The 20,856-nt window shown below is 43.8% G+C and carries 14 protein-coding genes; 4 read left to right on the top strand and 10 right to left on the bottom strand.

Annotated elements, in window-relative coordinates:
• The first annotated feature begins 282 nt into the window (after positions 1–282).
• From RM368_RS12335 to RM368_RS12320, 4 genes are all read left to right on the top strand, one after another.
• Positions 283–1,686, top strand: coding sequence for a T3SS effector HopA1 family protein (locus RM368_RS12335; RefSeq protein WP_322694317.1), 1,404 nt, complete (start codon positions 283–285; stop codon positions 1,684–1,686).
• A gap of 92 nt (positions 1,687–1,778) precedes the next feature.
• On the top strand, positions 1,779–1,943 hold the full coding sequence (locus RM368_RS12330) for a hypothetical protein (RefSeq protein WP_322694316.1): 165 nt from the start codon (positions 1,779–1,781) through the stop codon (positions 1,941–1,943).
• Between the two features lie 173 nt (positions 1,944–2,116).
• A complete protein-coding gene (locus RM368_RS12325) occupies positions 2,117–3,262 on the top strand; it encodes a hypothetical protein (RefSeq protein WP_322694315.1) in 1,146 nt (381 codons plus the stop codon).
• Between the two features lie 76 nt (positions 3,263–3,338).
• Entirely contained in the window at positions 3,339–4,433 is a 1,095-nt protein-coding gene (locus tag RM368_RS12320) for a T3SS effector HopA1 family protein (RefSeq protein WP_322694314.1), read from the top strand.
• 87 nt (positions 4,434–4,520) lie between these two features.
• Here RM368_RS12320 and RM368_RS12315 read toward each other — a convergent pair whose 3' ends face one another.
• The 10 genes from RM368_RS12315 to RM368_RS12270 form a co-directional block, all read right to left on the bottom strand.
• Entirely contained in the window at positions 4,521–5,192 is a 672-nt protein-coding gene (locus tag RM368_RS12315; RefSeq protein ID WP_322694350.1) for a rhomboid family intramembrane serine protease, read from the bottom strand.
• 126 nt (positions 5,193–5,318) lie between these two features.
• Positions 5,319–6,038, bottom strand: a complete 720-nt coding sequence (locus RM368_RS12310) for a rhomboid family intramembrane serine protease (protein WP_322694313.1) — start codon at positions 6,036–6,038, stop codon at positions 5,319–5,321.
• A 196-nt stretch (positions 6,039–6,234) separates the two neighbouring features.
• Positions 6,235–8,436, bottom strand: a complete 2,202-nt coding sequence (locus RM368_RS12305; RefSeq protein WP_322694312.1) for a chemotaxis protein CheW — start codon at positions 8,434–8,436, stop codon at positions 6,235–6,237.
• A 124-nt stretch (positions 8,437–8,560) separates the two neighbouring features.
• Positions 8,561–9,814 carry a GAF domain-containing protein gene (locus RM368_RS12300; protein ID WP_322694311.1) on the bottom strand — a complete coding sequence of 418 codons (1,254 nt, stop codon included), beginning with the start codon at positions 9,812–9,814 and terminating at the stop codon, positions 8,561–8,563.
• 29 nt (positions 9,815–9,843) lie between these two features.
• Positions 9,844–10,869: a chemotaxis protein CheW gene (locus tag RM368_RS12295; RefSeq protein ID WP_322694310.1), complete on the bottom strand. Its 1,026-nt coding sequence runs from the start codon at positions 10,867–10,869 to the stop codon at positions 9,844–9,846.
• Positions 10,870–10,937: 68 nt separating this feature from the next.
• Positions 10,938–11,315, bottom strand: a complete 378-nt coding sequence (locus RM368_RS12290) for a four helix bundle protein (protein ID WP_322694309.1) — start codon at positions 11,313–11,315, stop codon at positions 10,938–10,940.
• 16 nt (positions 11,316–11,331) lie between these two features.
• Positions 11,332–14,499: a hybrid sensor histidine kinase/response regulator gene (locus tag RM368_RS12285; RefSeq protein WP_322694308.1), complete on the bottom strand. Its 3,168-nt coding sequence runs from the start codon at positions 14,497–14,499 to the stop codon at positions 11,332–11,334.
• A gap of 16 nt (positions 14,500–14,515) precedes the next feature.
• Positions 14,516–19,753, bottom strand: coding sequence for a GAF domain-containing protein (locus RM368_RS12280; RefSeq protein ID WP_322694307.1), 5,238 nt, complete (start codon positions 19,751–19,753; stop codon positions 14,516–14,518).
• A 65-nt stretch (positions 19,754–19,818) separates the two neighbouring features.
• Positions 19,819–20,352, bottom strand: a complete 534-nt coding sequence (locus tag RM368_RS12275) for a chemotaxis protein CheW (protein ID WP_322694306.1) — start codon at positions 20,350–20,352, stop codon at positions 19,819–19,821.
• 14 nt (positions 20,353–20,366) lie between these two features.
• Positions 20,367–20,729, bottom strand: a complete 363-nt coding sequence (locus RM368_RS12270; RefSeq protein ID WP_229538106.1) for a response regulator transcription factor — start codon at positions 20,727–20,729, stop codon at positions 20,367–20,369.
• Between the last annotated feature and the right edge of the window lie 127 nt (positions 20,730–20,856).

Below are 20,856 nucleotides of genomic sequence, written 5' to 3'. Positions count from 1 at the left end.
AAACCTTGGCGAATTGAGGGTGGAAATTTAAACAATTTGGGAAAGGCAGTGCGGTGAGGCAGGCGCGAAAGGCGGGTTCCCAACTTGAAGCTATTGGCGAACCCGTAAGAGTCTTGGGGGTTTCCAAAACTTTGTGATTTACTGACTTTAGCTTCTAATAGGGCTAGATACATCAGTAAAAATGATACGCTGTAAGACAGCCCATAAATCTAGTTGTGTAAGAGGAGAAGTTGGACAATTCCTCAAAGCCAGCAGGATGGATACATAGAATGACGAGAGTTTATGCCATTTATATTAAGTAATAAAAATATTTTTAACTATTTAATTGAGCATGGATTCTCTACTCAGTTGGAGTCAGCCCTGTATCAGGTTGAGTCGATAAGAGCAAAAAACTTTAACTTATTACTGACTTTGCCAAACAGTAGGAAACTACTGATTAAGCAGGAACGACACAATCAAGAAGGCAAAACAGCCGGCGAGTTTTTGAGTGAATGGCGAATTCAAGAATTTTTACAAACATTTCCAGAACTTAGCTACCTTCGATCTTCGATGCCAGAGGTGCTTCATTTTGAGGCGGAACATTCTATCATTGTTTTCAGCTACTTGGATGACTATCGGGATTTGGCAGATTTCTACGGCAAAGAAAAGATTTTTCCAACTCAAATTGTTGAGGCTCTAGCCACCGTCCTCGCCACTATCCATCGAGTTACTTTCAATCGCCAAGACTATCAGGAATTCTTCTCGGCAAAACCTAATAATCTTAGCCCTGCTCATGTGCCTAACTGGATTGGCAGTATAGAGCGGATAGAACCAGAAATTTTTGGTGTAGTTCCCGCAGATGGGCTGAAATTCTTTAAGCTCTATCAGCGATACGAAAGCTTAAGGCAAGCAATGAAAGAACTTGCCGATGTTTTCCAACCCTGTTGCTTGACTCACAATGACCTCAAACTCAACAACATTCTCCTACACAATAATTGGGGGCAAGAAAGTGATGGTAGTTTTGCTGTGACTAAGGGCGGCTTAACTTTACATATTAAACCAGAAAAGCATCTCCAACTTGCCGAAAATCCCGCTATAGATGACTTGGTGGCTATCCGAATGCCGAAAAATTTTGTGCAAAGCGGGTTCTACATGGCAGTTGGCAATGCAGGGCCGCGAAGTTATAGTCATCCAAACCGCGAGCCAGAAATCGTGCGAATTTATTTCAATTTCAGCCCAGAAGGTGCGGTGGCGGTCATGGGTAGTCTGACACGCGAGTTGAACGATATCTCAATTCCCTTTACTTTTAAAGTGCTATACAATCCAGGTGAATACAGGCGCTATGACTCAGGAGTTCTGTATTTCGAGAAGAGTAACTATGAAGCCGTCCGGCAGGTGCTTGAGAGTGTCTATGCACAAACAAAAGCGTATTTTAACCCAGATGTCCCCCTATTCACCAAGTTCTTGGCACCAGGGCTTGGTCTAGCAGAGGAACCAGACAGCAAATTTGCAGAACAAGAAAGCTTTGGGATGAACCGCTGCCAAATTATTGCCAATGGTTTACTGGAGGCTTGGCACTCGCTTGATGATTCCCCAGAGGGGCGGATGACTTCTATTCTCAAGCAATTCTCACTTTTGAAAGTTGAATTACTGCGTTCCTACCTCAACCCTACCTCCTTTGACATATATACACCGTTGAACTTGTAATGAAGATTCCTCCATGTGGCAGAGAGGCATTATTACTCAAGCAGAATATTATCTACAAGATAAATTAAACACATACTAAAAGGAAAACTCAAATGAGCGATACTAAAAATAATCAAATTGCAGTCGCCGGAACTGACTTGTTTGCCGATTCTGAAAACTTCTTGAATGAACTGCTCGATAGTGAATTGGTTCAAATAAACGGTGGTGCTTTTAGCAACCTAAGTGCAGTCGAATGTGGCGGCGGGGGAAGGAACTAAGCCTATTACTCTGTGCTCAAGCTTAATTGCTCATCCAAAGCTTGATACTTGGCAGGTAAAACTAATTTTGCCTAGTTAAATATAGAGTGGGTATTAGCCCACTCTATGATTTATTTAATTCAATTCAGTAGGTCAGAAAAAATACTCGTCTGATAAGAAGAAAGAAACTTTTTGTGGCTATCAAACTCAACTATAAAAACTTATTTGATTACTTAATTGATGCTGGTATATGCCAAAAAGACGACTTAGACTATCTGAAAGTTGATGTTAATAGCAAGACTTTTGATTGGGTAATCGAGTTGACCGAAAATCAGGACAAGCTATTTGTTAAGCAGTTACCTTATTACAGAAGTATTGATTACGATTTTGGGATTTCTAAAGAGTGGAAGCTTTATAATTTTTTGCAGTCTCACAAAGATTTAGATTACATCTCATCATTAACTCCAGAAGTCCTACATTTTGATGAAAGTAATTCGATACTAATATACAAATGCCAAAATGATTATATTACCTTACAAAGTTATTATGAAAATCAAGTAACTTTCCCAATTCCGCTTGCAGAATTGCTAGGAACAACTTTAGCAAAGCTACATTCACAGACGATGAATTCTCAGGCGTGCTACACTTTTCTGACTAAGCTGGAAGAATTTAAACTTAACTACCAACTGCCTTATCCCGATCATCTTTCTGAATATCTTGTCAGCCGGATTGAACCTGAGAGTTTAAATAAGAGTCAAGCCCTTTCTTGGAGATTTATTAGTATTTTTCAACAATCTGAAGCTGTGAGGCAAATTGTTACAGAGTTGGTGTTTAATCATCGTCACTGCTGTTTAACACACAATAATATTCAATTTCATAAGATTTTTATACCTGAGCATTGGGAGAAGTTAGTATCGGAAATTCCGAATACCGATCGAAGCCTAATTAAGATTATTGATTGGGAAGTATATAGTTGGGGAGATCCAGCTTGCGATTTAGGAAAAGCAATTCTTGGCTATTTTTTATTCTGGCTCAACAGTGCGATCGCGCATCCTGCTATTGAGATTAAAAAATCTCTACAGCTAGCCACAATTCCTCTAGAAGTCGTTCGTCCTTCAATTATAGCCATGACAAAAGCTTATATCAATACTTACCCAAAGGTTTTAGAAGATTATCCAGAATTTCTCAAGCGAGTTATTCAGTTTGCTGGACTTGGTTTGATTTATCAACTCCTTACAGAATTTCAACTTCAGCCAGAGATAGCTTTAAGCCATCAGCAACTATATTTTTTCATTGCTGCACAATTACTCTGTAAGCCAGAAAAATTTCTGTCAATTTAACAAATTAAGGGAACTGGAAACAGGGAATAAAGGAATAAATTAAGAGATTTTTAAATAGAATGTGGGAGTAACTATCGTGCAATTACCACCTACTTTACAGGAGACTTTACATGATATTGCTGGCAATATTCAAATAGAATTCTCAGAATTTCGCATCAGTAATTCTCACTATCCTCCTATAGAAACTCCTGCTGCTACTGTGGCACAACTGCAAAAAATGCCTCAGTCAATTCAATACAAATATTTAAATTTTCAGTTATTAAAATTTATATATAGCATTTACTTTGAAGGTTCGCGTACAACAGAAATCAGCCCAGGAATTAAGACAAACAAAGAAATTCTACAAGAAATAGATTCGAGAGAAATAGACTGGGAATTTTATGAACAACTGGACAAAAACAATGATGGGAGAGGTTTTTTTCATCCAGGATACCGCATCATAAGACAGGAAGCTGATGGTAGCCTTGCCGCAGAGTTTGATGGTATGATTCTACACATCCAGCGAGAACGTCATCTTCCTTTATCTTTGCAATCAGCTACTGTAAACGATCCAGTAGCAGTATTGTTACCTTCTAGCTTTATTCATGGAAATAGGTATAGAGCAAATGGCGATCGCATAGGTGGTTTACCGCCGATGAAATTTCACAGTGGCGGAATAGTTGTTTACTTCAACTTCAGTCCAGAAGGTGCTGTTTGGACTATGAAATATTTAACGACAAAATTGAATGAAGTCAAAGTTCCCTTCGCCTTCGAGGTATTACACAACCCTTTGAACTACAGTTTGTATAACTCAGGATTTCTCAAGTTTCCTTATAATCCAGACGAGTCTTACCGATACAAAGAAATTCTTTTACCAGTCTTACAGACGATTTATGCAGAAAATAAATCTCACTTTCGGGAGCAAGTTCCCATATTTACCAAGGTACTCGCACCGGGTATTGGGTTAGCCGAACATCCTGCTTCCGAACTGAAGTTTGGACTTCAACAACAGTTTGGAGAAAACCGCTGCGAAATTGTTGCCAATGCAATGCTTGAAGCTCATCAAAACGGTGATGAATCAAAAGAAGCTCGGATCAAATATATCATCCAACACTTTGAGCGATTGGGGCTTGACATAGAGCGTCCTTATCTCAATCCTAACTCGGAAGATATTTACACACCATTAGACTGAGCCAAGCGTGTGAGTTTATTCGTAACAGGTTAAAACAATTAAAAACAGTTAGCAATTTTTTGGCTATGAATTTAAGAAATGCTGTATTTAGTCGCGTCGAAACAAGCCAAATAGGGGAGCGAGAATTACCCCAAAAATAAAACCACCGATGTGCGCCCAATAGGCAACTCCACCAGTTTCCACGCTCATGTTAGCGGCTGTTTGCAGGGTAGCAAGACCGGAAATTACATTTTGCACAATGAAAAGTCCAATTATTACTAGTGCTGGGACTCTGATTGTGGTGATGAAAAACCCTAAAAAGATTAAAGTCATGACTTGAGCGTGGGGAAAGCGGATAATGTACGCACCTAAAATCCCAGAAATTGCACCACTTGCCCCCAAAGAAGGAATCTCAGAATTCATTCCAATAAACCATTGGCACAAGGCAGCTAAAGCACCACACGCCAAATAAAAAATTAGATATTTGGCATGACCCAATCGATCTTCAATATTGTTGCCAAAAACCCAGAGAAACACCATATTTGAGATTAAGTGCCACCAACCACCATGTAAAAATTGCGACGTAAATAACGTTGTCCACTCCCCATTCAAATTGGTGGTTAACTCTTGAGGTACTACTGCATACTCACTTAAAAACCGACTCAATTGTGCATGTGACAGGCTCACCTCGTGAATAAAAACTAAAACATTCATGCCAATTAACCCATAGGTGAAATACGGGGTAATTCGCGTCGGATTTTCATCGTAAAGGGGAAACACAGGTGTTTTTCCTAAATTATTGACTAACTGCAATATAGCTTGTCAGGCTAGCAGTTGCGAAGGTTAAACAATTTCACCTATTCAATCAATCAGCATAATTGAGGGTAAAAACGATACTATTAAAAATTACTTGTACCAAAATTCTTCCTGGGATTTATCGCTAAATAAACCCAACAGTGGGCCGAGAATTGCTCCGAAGATAAAGCCGCCGGCATGGGCCCAGTAGGCAATACCGCCACTTTCCATACCGATGTTAGTACGTGCTTCCAGGCTGGTAAGTCCGTAAAAGGCTTGTTCGAGAAACCAGAATCCTAAAAAGAAATATGCGGGGACACGGAAAGTTGGGAAGAAAAACCCTAAAGGTACAACGCCAAGGACTTCGGCGTTGGGAAAGCGGAGAATGTATGCACCCATAACACCTGCGATCGCACCACTTGCACCCAAAGAAGGAATGCTAGAATCTTGAGCGAAGAACCACTGAGTCAAGGTTGCCAAAACACCGCAAGATAAATAAAACAGTAAATATTTGGCATGACCTAACTTATCTTCAACATTGTTGCCAAAAATCCAGAGAAACAACATATTGCCAGCTAAGTGCAAGAAACCACCGTGCAGGAATTGGGAAGTAATCAAAGTTGCCCACTCTGGTACTGGTTGATGTACAGAGATACCAGCAAAGCTTAAAGTCAGTTCTCGTGGAACCACAGCCGCAAGGTGTAAAAATCCATTTAATGCTTGTGGGGGAAGACTTGCTTCATAAAGAAAAGCGAGGACATTGACAGCAATCAGTCCATAAGTTACATAAGGCGTGATTTTTGTCGGATTATTATCTCTAATGGGAACCACGAGCGTTTTTTCCTGATTTTAAGACAGCAATTCTACAATACGGAATTTTGTAAGTAGTTTCTTCTACCTCGTGGATAGATATCAGTTTAATATTTGAGATTTCTTGTAGGACTTACCTTAATTCTAGGGTCTTTCAGACTGCAAAAGTATTTGAGGATAGTATCGTCGTAACTTAGTTTTTTTGGCAGGTATTGATTCAAGCTAGAGATTTTGTGAGAAGCTGACCATCCAAAACCAGGCTAAGTTGCCCATTAGCAAGAATGCTAGTTCCTTGGATATAAGCAGCAACTGGGATTGCTTCCCCCAGAGGATGGATTACAGAGGATTGCTTGCCGATGATGCAATCTACTTCTACAGCACATAGTTTGTCTAAGTAACGAAATACTAATAACGGCTTATCCTGCTTGAAAGCATTTAGTGTATCTGTACTGTAAGTGGTAACTGGGGCGGGAAGGTAATTAGGAGAAACCAGTACATCAGTCAGTAAATGGATAGGGACGAGCATTTCTGTTGTTGGGAAGCCACTGGTGTCAGAAGCCTGCAAAAATAACATGCGTCCCGCTTGAGTTTGGAGAATTTGTTCGGACTGGGATAAACAAATCTGCTCCACGGAATCGGCGACAAATGCATAGAGTCTGGAGTTGGCTTGACAGACGATAAGTTGAGTAATTTTTTGCTCCAGGGGAATTTGCAACGAGAAGGCTGTACCATGTCCAGCTTTAGATTTCAATACTATTCTTCCTTGAATAGCTGTTAATTGCTTGCAAACTTCAGTTAATTCTGCTCCTAACTCTAAGGCAGCCCGATCGCATAAAACAGATGAAACCTCTGGTTCAAGTATGAGTTCAGTCAGTTGAGTTGTTTGTAGAATATCCCCTGGTTTTGTCAGGGCGAATCCTTGGGCTAAAGCTTGTTGATAGATTTGCGATAAGTTAAGTCCTGCGCCATCATCACAGCCATCAATAATTAGTTGATTTCCCTGCTGATAAACTTGAAATTCAATCATACCGTTGCTATTTTTACCTAGCTGTTGGCGTGTTTGGGAAGACTCAATACTTTGCTCTAATAAATAGCAACTGATATGCAACAGCAGGACACGGAGGCGATCGCTAAACGTGCGATCGACTTGGATATCGCTAATTTGTAAATGTAGTCTAGCAGACTTATCTTGTAGAGCTTGTAACTGCGACCAAAGCCGATGCAATGGTTCTAAGGCTGCTTTTAAAGGAATAGTTGTAACTTTTTTGACTAAATCGGCAGAACGATTAAGTAAATTTTCCTGCTGTATGAGTTCTTGTTTGAGTTGGTGGCGATCGTTATTTAGGGAATGAACAGTTGATGCCACAACAGACGCTTCAGCCAAAACAGATTGCAGAGTACTGTACAATTGCCCAGAGCGAGAAGCAGCCAGAGGAGAAAGGGTATCTGAAATTGCTGCTAAACGTCCTGACCATTCCTGTAGATTATCCAGCAGGCGTTGTAATCGTTTAACTTGTCGGAGCAACTGCCCGATCGCATGTTGCTGTTGTTCTTCGCGACAAGCTTGCCGATCGTAGTTAGTTAGTAATGTTGCAATCAGTGCGTTTAGTTGTTCGAGATGTTGAATATCGATCGGTGTGGCGGTTGGAATACTGGTTGCAACAATGGAGGGAATGAATTCTTGCAAAGAGAGTGCATGGCGATCGCTCGAAGATTTAACTAAGGATGCAACAGAAGTTTCAGCTGGCAGGAAAAATTCTCCCAACCAAGCCTGAAAATCTCCTTCCTCCAGGTTTGCTAGTTCCCCTACCTCAATCGGAAGCTGCTCAGTATCTACGCGATCGAGGCTGGCAGAGTGAGGGCTAGTTTCATCTATTAGTTCCTTGTCTTTAACCGTAACTTGCTCTGGTAGAGATGCAGAAGATTCTACCTCAGCCAAGGAATCGCCAAACTGAATAACTGATTGATGTTCCTGCGATCGCTCTACCGATGTCTCAAGGTTTGTTTCCTGGGAATCGCCAAACTCTGCTTGCAGACGAGCAACAATGGCAGACATCCGCTCCAGAATTTCTACTTCCTCAATTTTCGAGGCTGTTAAAAATGCCATCAACAGCATTTGTAAGCAATCTAATCCTTCCGACAACAAAGAGGCGATTGGAGCGTCAATAGTTGCTCGATACTGATACAAAAGCTGAAAAATCTCTTCTAGTGCAGCCGCAACTATGGCAATCGTATCTAGTTCGGCTGCTATGGCAATCGAATGCAGAGAGCCAGCAGCTTCCATGAGAGCCAAAGCTGTACCGAGGTTACTGTCTTTTGTATAGTTAGGCAACTCCTGCTCCAAGAACAGTAACAAATCGATCGCTTCTTCTAGAAAGCGATCGTCGTTCTGCGGTTGGGGGACAAAATCGGTACTCATCGAAACTCCTGGTTTGTGAAAATTCTATGGCTTCGATACTAGACTTCTTGGCATTTGTAGGGGAAAGGGGAAAAGGTTAAAGGGTAAAGGTTTTTTCTTACCCCTTTTCCCCAAGAGTGCAAAACTATTTTTGCAAGAGGTTTATTGTTTGGAGGGTACAAGCAGCGATGTCGGCGATCGCTTTAAATTGCTCTTGGATTTGCGCGATTGACTCCAGCCCAGCACTGATTTGGCGATCGCACGGTTCGATAGCAGAAACAACGTCTCTTGTTGCTACCTGGAGTTCTTGGAACCATTCCTCTATATTTACGGTGCTTTCGCGGGCTTGACGGGCGAGAATTTCTACCTGTTCGGCAGCAGCTAGCAAACTTAGCTCCTGGTCATTAGTTTTTGTTGCTTCAATAGCTGTATTCAAGGACAAAACTTGAATTTTGCTACTCAAGCCTTCCACAAGGCCAACAAAGCCAGAAGCTTGCTGACAAAATTCACCAAGATATTGCAGCTGTTTATTAGTAAAAGCAACAGTATCTTGAATAGACAATAAATGCTCGTTGGTAAGTTCGGCGATTCTTGCTCCTTCTTGTAAGACTTGGCTCACCTGCTGCAATGGCACTAATAACTGTGAGCGATCGCAGGATTCAGCCTTTTGGGGAGGCGGTGACAGCTGTTGAGCAGGTGGAGCTACTATTTCAGCCGAGTGCAAGTTAATTGTCAACATCATTCCTACTTGTTGCAGCAAACTGCGCTCTGCTTCCTGCCATTGTCGGGGTGCAAGGCAATGCTGAATAACTAACAAACCCCAAGGCTGTTGTTTGACAATCAAGGGTAAGCACAGACTTGCTTGCACCTGAAAGCGTTGCCAAAATTGCTGTTGGCGCGGGGTTAGTTCTAATACTTCAGTTGGGTTATTAACATCGGGTTGAGTAACAAACACATTTATCGGTAGGGATTGGTTGAGCAAGGATGTCCAACCCGGTTGTATAGCTTCAGCGATCGCCCGAGAGCGATTATCTTCCTCAAAGCGATAAATCAGGACGCGATCGGCACTGAGAACATCTTGCAAGGCGGTGGCTGTAGCTTCCAAAAGTGCGGTTTGGCCTTTTGCCTGCTGCATTTGCCGAGCAATTGCCGCCAGTTGTTCTCGCTGAAGGTGAAAAGCCCTTTGCACATTGTCATCATTATCGCTGGGCGAATCCTGAGCCAAAGCTTGGATAAAAGCTTCGATTTGACTTACCTTGTGCTGTAATTGAGCGACCTTTGGCCCCTTAGCAGATTGAAAGACTGCTTTGAGTACAGCCACATTAGCCAAAATTTCTTCTATCTGGATTTGATTGTCAGGCTGGGTTTCAAGATTAGGGTCTAAAGTTGCGATCGTCACAGAAAACTCCTTGGCAGCATCAAGTTAAATCAGTGGGTTTGCCATTGCAATGTCTGGGCGATCGCTCTGGTGTCTAAAATCCAGCGATCGCCTGGCAGAATACCTCGAACAAAATTTAGCAGTTTGTTTGGGGAAAAGTCGGTTGGTGCCGATTGTGCTTGCTGTAAATCCTGCCACTCTACATCTAAGACATGAGCGACTAAAAACCCGATTACCTGATTTTGCAGCTCGATAACCAGAACCATTGGCTTTTCTGGTCGTGACTGCCGCTTCAAAAGAGGCGCATAACCAAGCAAATGCTCCAAGTCAACCAGCCGCAACATCTGTCCTTGCCAATTATAGAAACCTAAAATCCAACTTGGTAAGGCCGGGGCTGGGGAAATTTCTTGGCTAGCGAGATGAATAATGTCCTGTAATGAATGGAATGGTAGCAATCCACTTCCTCGATCGCCCAAGGAAAAACGCAGAAATCTTTGCCGTTGTTCGGCTGATGTCAGCCCAGGAGTTAAGGTTGGGGTTGTTCCGGGCAATCCCAACTTATTAGCCAATATCTGGCTCATGCCTAGAAGCAGGACTTTGAGTGGTTCCTCGTTTGGTGCTACAGGCAAAACAGCCATGTGACTCACACAGCTTAACTCCGCCACTTGCCGATAAGACCACGGCACCGGACGCACAACTTCCAAAGGAATATCGATTAGAGCAGGGGGCTTGTCCACAGGAATGCCACAAATTTCCCCAGTCCGCGTTTGAGTCAGAAGTAAGAAGCGCCCTGAAGTGTCAACCGCAGGGAGAACTTGATGCGCCTGTTGGCCTTGTACTTGCTGAATAAACTTCTGGCGCAAGTCCACAACCGTAATGGTTTGCGCTCCCAAATCAACCATCCCGATACCACTTTCAACCGTACTGCGAATAGGGGGACAAGCAATCACCTTAAGAACTGCACCAACTGGCAGGGCAAATAAATAGTCTGCGATCGCAAAAACAACGACTCGTAATGAGTCGCTTTCGGTTACAGCGCCAGATAATCGCTTAAACGGAAAGGGAGTGTTGAGCATAAATAATAATTCGCAATTCGTAATTCATGAAGAAGGGAAAGGGTAAAGGGGAAAGGGGAAAAATTTTATTATTTTAATGACTGATTTATGGATTGAATTTGATTAGATAGCATACGGCTCAACTCCATAGCTTGATTAGAAAGTTGTGTATAAATTGGTTGGTCTAGATAGCCCACTTCTAACGCTACTCTTAAAAGACTGCGAACTTCACCAGCAGACCCTTTAGCAATATTTAGAAAGTTTAAGTATTCTTTGCGAGAATATCGTTCAAATCCTTCTGGAATATTTGTAGGTATTGACACGGATGCACGTCTTAATTGATCTCTTAAACCAAAGTCTTTACTCAGTTCACCTTCCTTAGTCTTTAAGTATATTTGCTTAACTAAGTCAATACCTTTTTGCCATACTTTTAAATCCTCAAAAGTTTCAATTTTTTTCCTTTCCATTCCTTCCCTTTCCCCTTTAACCTTTACCCTTTACCCCTTCCCCATTAACCAATTCAGCGATGGTGGTTAGGAAGTTTTGTTCGGAATAGGGTTTGGTCAGGTAAGCTTTCGCCCCTAGAGCTAAAGCTAATTGGCGGTGCTTCTGGCCGCTACGAGTAGTCAGCATCACCACAGGAACCCCAGACAAACGCTCGTCTTGGCGATGGTGTTCTAAAAACTCAAATCCATTCATCTGCGGCATTTCAATGTCACAAATCACTAGACCGACATCACCATGTTGCAGCATTTGCGCGATCGCTTCTCGACCATCGCCTGCTTGCAACACTTGATAGTCGGCTTTCTGGAGCGTTTGCACCAAACTTTGCCTTTGGACAACCGAATCTTCCACCACTAATATCGCCACTCGGTTAGGTTGAGCAACGGCTGTATTGACTTCCATTGGCTGTTGTTGCGGTTGCGTTATAGTTAGCTCGGATTGCTGCCCCTCTAGAGTAAGAACAGGCTCAGGCGCAGGCAAGAGTTTAGTTGTAAGACTTGATGCCGGGGAAGTCGGCATTATATCTGTCTCCCAGGTTTGACGAACTAACTCCAATGGGTCAACGATGAGGGTGAGACTACCATTTCCCAACACGCTGTAGCCTTGGATATAACTAGGTAAAGTCAGGACTCTGCCGAGGGATTTAATTACTAATTCCTGCTCGACCAAAATCTGATCGACTTGCAAACACAGGTATTGCTGCTCTGTTTGCAACAGCAGCAGAGGTTCAACGGTGTTGCGTTGTTTGACAGGAAAAGGACTGAGGGTTAAATTGTGGTCTTGGGTGAATAAAGGGTATTTGTAATCCAGCAAATTCGCAAGCGGACGGATAGGAACTAGTTGCTGATTTTGCCCTTCTCCCCACTGCCAGAATTTTTGGCTGCCTTGCCCGTGTAAAGATTGCTGGACTTGAATCTGCTCTGGCTGCGGTAATAAAACCTGGCTAATTCCTTCAGACAGCAAGCCATAAGTAATACCTTCAGATTGACAAACGAGCAAGCGTGCTGTTGTCAAGCTCAGAGGCAATTGTAGGATGAAAGTGGTTCCTTGACCTGAAAGCGATCGCACTACAATCGAACCTTGTAAAGCCTGCAATTGCGTGCGAACGACATCTAAGCCGATACCGCGACCAGATAACTCACCAATCTGGTTAGCGGTAGAAAAGCCTGGTTCAAATAATAACTCTGCCAGTTGGTCTTCGGAGGCGTAGGCGGCTTGTTCTGGTGTTAACAGGTGTTTTTCTATACCTCGCTTACGAATCGATTCCCAGTTAAAGCCTCGACCATCATCTCGTACTTCAATAGTAGTGCGGTTGCCTTGATGGTAGGCTTGAATTGTAATTGTTCCGGTTTCTGGTTTACCCTGCTGGCGGCGAGTTTCTAGCGGTTCAATGCCGTGATCGAAGGCATTGCGAATCATGTGCAGCAAGGGATCGTACAACTGCTCAGAAATAGCTTTATCCACTAGTACCTTCGTACCGCCAAGCTTGATATCGACAGGCTTATGATAAGTTGCTACCATCTGTTGCAGCAGCCGGGGTAATCGATTCAACACTGTTCCCAGTGGCACCATTCTGGCTTGCAGCAAATCTTCCTGCGCTCCTGAGAGCAGTTGCTTGCGCTTTCCGAGACTGAAGCGAGATTGCTGAACTAAGCCATTAACAGCCTCAATCCGTTCTCCTAATTGCACCATGTCTTCTGTAAGATTTTGCAGGAGAATGTGCAACTCGCTATAGTTATCCATTTCTAAGGCATCAAAATTGGATTTTGCCTCGGCAGTTGGAACTGAGCGTGGAGATCCATGTATATGTCGCTGCTTGCGTTCGGGAAGCAAAAGATGTCGATCCGACCAAGTAAAAACTTTACTAAGTTGTTGTTGACAGTACAAAAACTGTAGTAGGGTGTCTTGAGCTGCTTTGTGGATGTGATTAGATTGCAGGTTTTGTTGGTTTTCGTTGATTAGCAATTCCCCAATCGTATGGCTGAGGCGGTCGAGTTGTTCGATCGCTACCCGGATACTGGGAAGTGATGCTGATGACTGAGCCTGGAGGCTTGGTGCTGGTGGTGGAGAAGCGGGCAGTTCTGAGTCTGAGTAGCGGCAGGATGTCTCTTGGTCTCCTATCCAGATTGATTGTAAAATCCGATCTATGGCAGAGGGGGCTACTACCGCATCCTGAGAAATTGGTTCGAGTACCTCTGGTGCTTTCGCTACGGAGTTATCAGTCCGCTTCGGGAAAAACGACCAAATTGATTCCGCTTCGTTTGCACTGAGGAGGGGGGATGGCTGATTTTCAGTTGTAGTCGTTGGTGTTGGTGGGGCAGCTATAGAAACTGGCTGCTTTTGCGGTTCTGGGACAGTAGTATTTAGCCCTGCCCATTCTCGCAATTCTGGAGATATTTCTCCCCCTTGAGTGCGATCGCCTGCAAGTACTGCTGCTTGAGCTGCTTTAAAATTTTCTAAAGCCACCTGAGCGATTTGCAATACTTTGTCTGGATGTGCTTTGAGCGCGTTTAGGGTTGCTTGGGCAATTTCTTCCAATCCAGATAAGCCATAAGATGCTGCTAGTTCGGCAAAAAATTCTGCTTGAGAGTTGAGTGTTGTTTGAATTTGTTGCGGATCTTGGCTTTCGATGTCAGCTGAGAGCTGTTGCAAATCCTGGGTTACACTCCCGGAAAAGATTGACTCTACCACATCAAAGCCAAGTTCTTCCGAACTGGGAAGCGGAGCCTCACGACCAAAAAAGTCGCCTAGTTTATGTTGAAGTTGAGCAAAAATTGAGGCAGTTTTATCGAGTATTTCTGCCTCATTGCAGGACAAGCCCATCAAGGCTGCACTCAAGGGAGTTCGCAGGCACTCATAAGCATCTAGAAGCAAAGCACCCAATTCTGGATCGATTTCCAGTTCTGGAGCGTATAACGCTTGGAATACATCTTCCAAATGATGGGCAATTGTCTTAATCGTTTCCTGCCCAACACTGGCAGCACTCCCTTTGATAGTATGAGCGCTTCGCATCAAGGCATGAACTTTTTCTATGGTTTTTTCATCAAGTAAACCGATAAGATTCTGCTCGATGGTTTGCAACAACTCTGCCGCTTCAGCAAGAAAAGCCTGCTCTAGCTGCTCTTGATTACTGGGATCGGGATTCATAACACATTTTATGAGATTAGTCAACCTTGAACTGGCTAACGCTGGTTTCCAGTTGTTGTGAAGTCGTCAGCAGTTCTTCAAAAGACTCGGAAATGTTCATGGCACTTTGTGAAGTCTTGCGGGCGATAGCCGAAACATCCGTCATTGCCTCTGTCAATATTTGAGATTGCTGACTTTGATGGGAAACTGCTTGAGTAATTCCTTGCACCAATCCACCAATTTCGTTGGTGGCTGCCACGATCGCACTCAGGGAATGACGAGTCTCATCGATCAAGTTCGATCCTTGGACAACTTGGCTAATCCCTACTTCCATTGCTTGGGTAACTTCGTTGGTGCCATTTTGAATTTCTTCCACGAGTCGCTCAATTTCTGTGGTGGCACTCGCTGACTGATAAGCCAGGGAACGAACTTCATCTGCAACCACGGCAAAGCCTTTACCGTATTCTCCAGCACGGGTAGCCTCAATCGCCGCATTCAGCGCCAGCAAATTAGTTTGAGTGGCAAAGTTTTCAATCAGACTCACTACTTTCGAGATTTTCTGAGAAGCTTCACCGAGGCGTTTAATCTTCTTCGCTGTTTCCGAGACGGTTTCCCGAATCTCCAAAATGCCATCTACGGTTCTTTCCATCAGAGAATCGCCAGCTTGGACGGTGTTATTAGCTCTTTGAACTGCCTGTCCTACTTTTTGAGCATCAGCAGCAACTACTTGGGTGGAAGTTACCATCATTTGTAATTGTTCTAGAGCGTTTTCGAGCCGTTCTGCCTGCTGTTGAGCTTGGTCAGATAGTTTCACTACTGAGATAGTGTTATTGCTGGAAGTTTCACTCACCCTGCCAGCAGCAATCTGCACTTGTCGCACTAAATCCCGCAAACTTTGGATTGTAGTATTGTAACCATCGGCGATCGTCCCAATTTCATCTTCAGATAAAGGAGCGCGAACGGTGAGATCGCCTCTGAAAGATGGTTCCAAAGCCATGAGAACGCGTACTGCTCCTTGTTGCAGTTTTTCCCGTGCAGTGCGTTCGCGCTCTGCTGCTTCTGCTAGTTGCTGCTCTTGAGTACGCACTTGTTTTAAGTACTCTGCAAGATTCAGGGCAATACCAATCTGGACGCTGGCTTGGTTAAGAACATCCTCCTCTGATTGCTCCCATTGGCGCGCTGCGCTATTTTGATAAACTCCCATCAGACCCCATAGCCGATCTTCTTGGAAAATCGGCGCAATCATATAGGCTTTAGTTCCCCACAGTTCTAGCAATTGGATGTGACATTCGTCATGACCGACAGTATAGATATTTTCAACCCGCAAACTTTCTTTGCGCGCATAACGCCCGCCTTTGTTGTACTGGAGATACGTATCTCTAACTTTGGCAAGGCTAGTCCCCACAAGCTTCGGCCAATCCCCGGTCACAGACTCAACTACAAATTCTCCAGACCAATCAGGCTCAAAACGGTAAACTCCAACTCGATCTACTTTCAGCAGTTGACGAAGTTCGTGGGTGGCAAACTGGACAAATTCCAGAACATCACCATGAGTTTGGGCCATCTCTGTTAACCGACTTGGCAAGCGATAGGAAAATCGGGCGTTTGCTACTTCCCGTTCTGCCAGTTTTATCAGTTCCTCATTCTTGTTTAAGGTTTGTTGTAAGTATTGCGATTGCTGGACGGCTACCCCAAACTGCGTGCCGATTTTCGCTACCAAGTTGATTTCATTATCTTGCCATTGCCGCGGCCCGTCATTCTGATATGCTCCTAACAAACCCCAGAGCTTGTTGCCAGCAATAATCGGGGTGATGATATAAGCTCTCATCTGGAATTGTTCGAGAATTTTTATGTGGCACTGGGCATGGCCAGAAGTGTAAATGTCATTGATTACAAACGTCTCGTTGTGGCGATAGCGTCCACCTTGGGTTTGTTGGAGGTGTTCGTCTTCCCATACAGTCCTGATATCGGGGCCAACCAAAGCCACCCATTCACGACTTACAGATTCGGCAATAAACTCCCCACCCCAATCTGGATTGAAGCGATACACCGCCAGCCGATCGCATTCTAAGTGCGATCGCAATTCTGGTAAGGCATTGCGGAAAATCGTATCTAGCTCTTGAACTTGGCGGATTTTTTCTGACAGCCGTGTTAGCGCTCGTTCCCCTTCTGCGGTTCTGGCTAACTCTGCATTCTTCTTCTTAAGCTGTTCGATATACTCAACTTGTTGCAAGCCTATACCCATTTGTATAGCTACTTTTTTCAACAGTTGCACATCCTTGGGCTTCCAGTGTCGGGGGCCAGTATTTTGGTATGCTCCTAAAAAGCCCCAGAGTTTGGTTCCAGTAAAGATAGGAGCGATCGCGTAAGCTTTGGCCTGGATTTTTTCTAATATCTCTAGGTAGCACTGAACGTGACCGACAGCGTAAATATCATTGACAACAAAGGTTTCATGATTGCGATAGCGTCCGCCTTGAGTTTCTTGCAAGTGATCGTCCATCCAAATCGTTTTGATTTCGGAACCAGCTAAAGACAACCATTGGTCTTTTACAGATTCGGCAATAAACTCCACACTCCAGTCGGGATGAAAGCGAAATATTGCTAGGCGATCGCACTGTAGTTGTTTGCGTAAACTTGGCAGCAAATTCCGAAAAATTGTCTCAGTATCCTGTGCCTGACGGATTTTTTCTACCATCCCTGTCAGCACTTGTTCTTCTTCTGCTGTGCGCGCCAACTCTGCATTCTTCGTTTTCAGTTCTTCAATGTACTCGGCTTGCTGCACGCTTAAACCCAACTGAATGCCTAATTTGCTCAGTAATCGCACCTCATCGGCATTCCACTGTCGCGGCCCGCTATTCTGATAAGCTCCTAACCAACCCCAAAGTTTGTTTCCAGTAAAAATCGGGGCAATGGTGTAAGCTTTAACCTGAAACTGCTCCAGTAGGTCAATGTAGCACTGGGTATGACCGGAAGTGTAAATGTCATTGACAGCAAGGGTTTCATTGTGGCGATAGCGCCCGCCTTGAGTTTGCTGTAGGTATTCATCTTGCCAGATGGTCTTGGTATCAGAACCAACCAGAGGTATCCAGTCATTTCCTACAGATTCGGCAATAAATTCACCACTCCAGTCAGAGTTGAAGCGATATATTGCCAGGCGATCGCATTTGAACAACTGCCGCAATTCTGCCAAGGTAGTGCGGTAGAGCGTTTCTATCTGTTGGGACTGACGCATTCTCTCCGCCATACGCGCGATGGCGTTTTCTACTTCAGCTACTTGGGTCATTTCTAGATTTTTTAACCGTAGCTGTTCGATATATTCAGCTTGCTGGAGGGCAATGCTCAACGGTTCGCTAATCTGCAACAAAGCACCAGTCTCTTCTTCAGTCCATTTGCGAACATCAGAATTTTGATAAGCTGCTAACAAACCCCAAAGCTTACCAGCGCGGAAAATGGGAACAATGATGTATGCTTTGGCTTGGAATTTCTCTAATGCTTCTACATAGCAAGGTGAAAAACCAGCAGCATAAATATCATTGACTTTGCGGAAGCGCCTTTCTTTGGCGTAGATTCCACCCTGGGTTTCCTTGAGATATGTATCGGGATCGAGTTTTGCAGGGGAGCTATAATCTTTAACACTGCAACGCTCTGAAGATACCATGCCTGTTTTTAAAATGCTTTCTTGTTCCTGAATATCCAATAGAGACGACCAACCAGCAGCCACAGATTCAGCGATAACTTCTCCACTCCAGTCTGGATAAAATTGATAAACGACTACGCGATCGCATTTTAAAAATCGCCGCAATTCTTGGGTTGCAGTGCGGAAAAGGGTACGCAGCTCCGTTGCTTGCCCAATCTTTTCAATAATGCCGAAAACAGTACGTTCTCGTTCAACAAGTTTGGCTGACTCTTCAGAGCGTTGATAAAGTTGTTGCTGATATTGCAACTGTTGAATAGCAATACTAGACAGAGATGCCACCTGCACCATCAATCGCACTTCACTATCTCTCCACTGACGAGACTGTGAATTTTGATAAGCAGCAAGCAAGCCCCACAATTGCTCTCCTTGGAAGATGGCAACAATAATGTATGCTTTGGCTTGATAGCTTTCTAAAATTTTGATATAGCAGTCAGAAAAACCAGCACTGTAGATATCATTAGTGACTCGATAGACCTGTCCGCGATGGAAGGTTTTGCCTTGGGTGTGCTGAATGTAGCTATCTGTACTGTGCGATCGCCCTGTTGTCCCAACTAATCCCCCTTCGTCTGCAAAGTTCCTAACACTGCAATAGTTAACGTTCTTGACAATTGCAGGGTTGTTTCGCTGTTCTTGTAAGAGCGAAACCCACTCAGATCCCACAGATTCAGCAACAAATTCCCCACTCCAATCTGGCTGGAAACGATAGATTGCCACGCGATCGCATTTTAATGACTGTCGCACTTCTTGAGTGGCAATGCGAAAGATGGTATCCACATCTTTAGACTGGAGAATTTTACTTGCTACATCGGTAATAATTTGGTCTTTTTCTACTTCTTGTTGCAATGTAGCCTGAATTGCGGCAACTTGCAGTTGCGCTTCTAATTCCTGCGCGAGTAATTTTAGCGACTTAATTTCCGCATTCTGCCACTGGCGAGGTGCAGCGCATTGCTGCACTACCAACAAACCCCAAACCCCATCTTTTGCTAAGATTGGCAAGCTCAAACAAGCTCTGACCTGAAACCGATCTACAAGCTGCTTTTGGTAAGGAGACAAGCTTGCAGTGTAAGTATCGGCGATCGCTACTAATTTTTCTTGTTGATAAAGCTTGGTAGAACTTAACCCAAAAGTGACGGCAGGCAGTTTTTCCTTCAGCATTGGGGTAAAGCCATCCCTCATGGCCTCCGCAGCAACTATCCCCAGCGTTGGATTGGTAAACTCATACACCACCACGCGATCGACTTGCAGGGCGTTTTGTACCTCTATGACAGCAGTAGCAAGCAAAGTATCTAGATCGGAAAATTGGCGGATTTTGCTGGCGATCGCCTGTAATTGTTCTACCTCGAATCCATCTCCTTGGTCTTGATATGGCAACACACTTACCAGTTCTTTTAACTTGCGGATTCTGTCTCGCAATGGTCCTGTTTCCACCCAATCAGCTTGATCTAGTTCAGTCCGCAATTCTTCGAGAGTGGAGGTGATTTGCTGTTTTGCTCTTAGATCGTCGGTATGCCCGTTATTGGTGTCCTTATAACCGTTGCCGGAATTTGAGTGTGGTTGGCTGGGTGTATGCATTACCATAATCTTTCTTGCTATGAAGGTTGTCAAAGTAAGTTAAGGAGGCAGAAGGCAGGAAGCTCTGAACTTTAAAGAGGCTGAAGGGTTTGAATCACAACATGGGTGTCAATTAACATCAAAGGGCTACCTTGAGAATCCACAAAGTAACCCTGCAAGAACGAGCCTAGTCGGGCAGGTAACATCGATGCCGAAATCGGTAATCGCTCTTGGGGATCATAAACTTCAATGGTATTGACTTGCTCCACCAACAGCCCGACGGTTTGATTCTGGACTTGAACGAGCATTGCCATGCCAGAGTTACGCACACTTTCTCGCCGACACCAGTGTGTTGCTCCTAACAAACCTGCTAAATCAAGAATCCAAATAGCTTCTCCCCGCCAATTCATGATGCCTAACAAGAATTCTGCTACCTGGGGTACTGGCAAAATCTCGGTCAGCGCAACCTGAATTACTCCCCGCAAATCAGCTAGTGGGAGTAAACCATTCACCTTTCCATTCAACGGAAATCTTAAAAACCTCTGATTGTTTCCTTGGGGAGAGTTTTCAAGTCGAAATTGGCTATTGATGGGTAGCTCTCTAAAGCGATCGTTGCCCTGTACCATTGCCCCAGTTTCCTTTAGCGAATAAATTTACTAACAGTCTGGAGCAAGGTATTTTCATCTACAGGTTTGACTAAATAGCCATCGGCACCACTCATATTGCCCCAAGTTCTATCAACATCTGTGTTTTTAGTTGAGCAAATCACTACCGGGATTGCTTTTGTTGTCGGATCGGCTTTCAACTTGCGGCAGAACTCAAATCCACTTTGACCTGGCAAAATCAAATCCAGTAAAATCAAGTCGGGTTTTTGTTGTTTCAACCGCAGTTGAGCCTCTTCACCACTGCGAACTTCATAAACTGAATATCCTCCTTGCTCCAGGTAACGCGTCATCTTTTCGGATTCTGTGAGGCTATCTTCAACTAATAGAACTTTTTTCATTTTTATTCCTAACTATTTAATTCAGAATTTGAAAATAAGGCAGAGGGTAGGAGGCAGGAGACTTTTTTTGTCTCACGCAGAGACGCTCCAGGCACAGAGAAAGAGATTGAAATTCAGATTTATCTAA

Source organism: Nostoc sp. DedSLP03 (assembly GCF_034530815.1).
Lineage (GTDB): Bacteria > Cyanobacteriota > Cyanobacteriia > Cyanobacteriales > Nostocaceae > Nostoc.
Note: the sequence above shows the minus strand (reverse complement) of the source record. Positions and strands in the feature narration are given on the sequence as shown.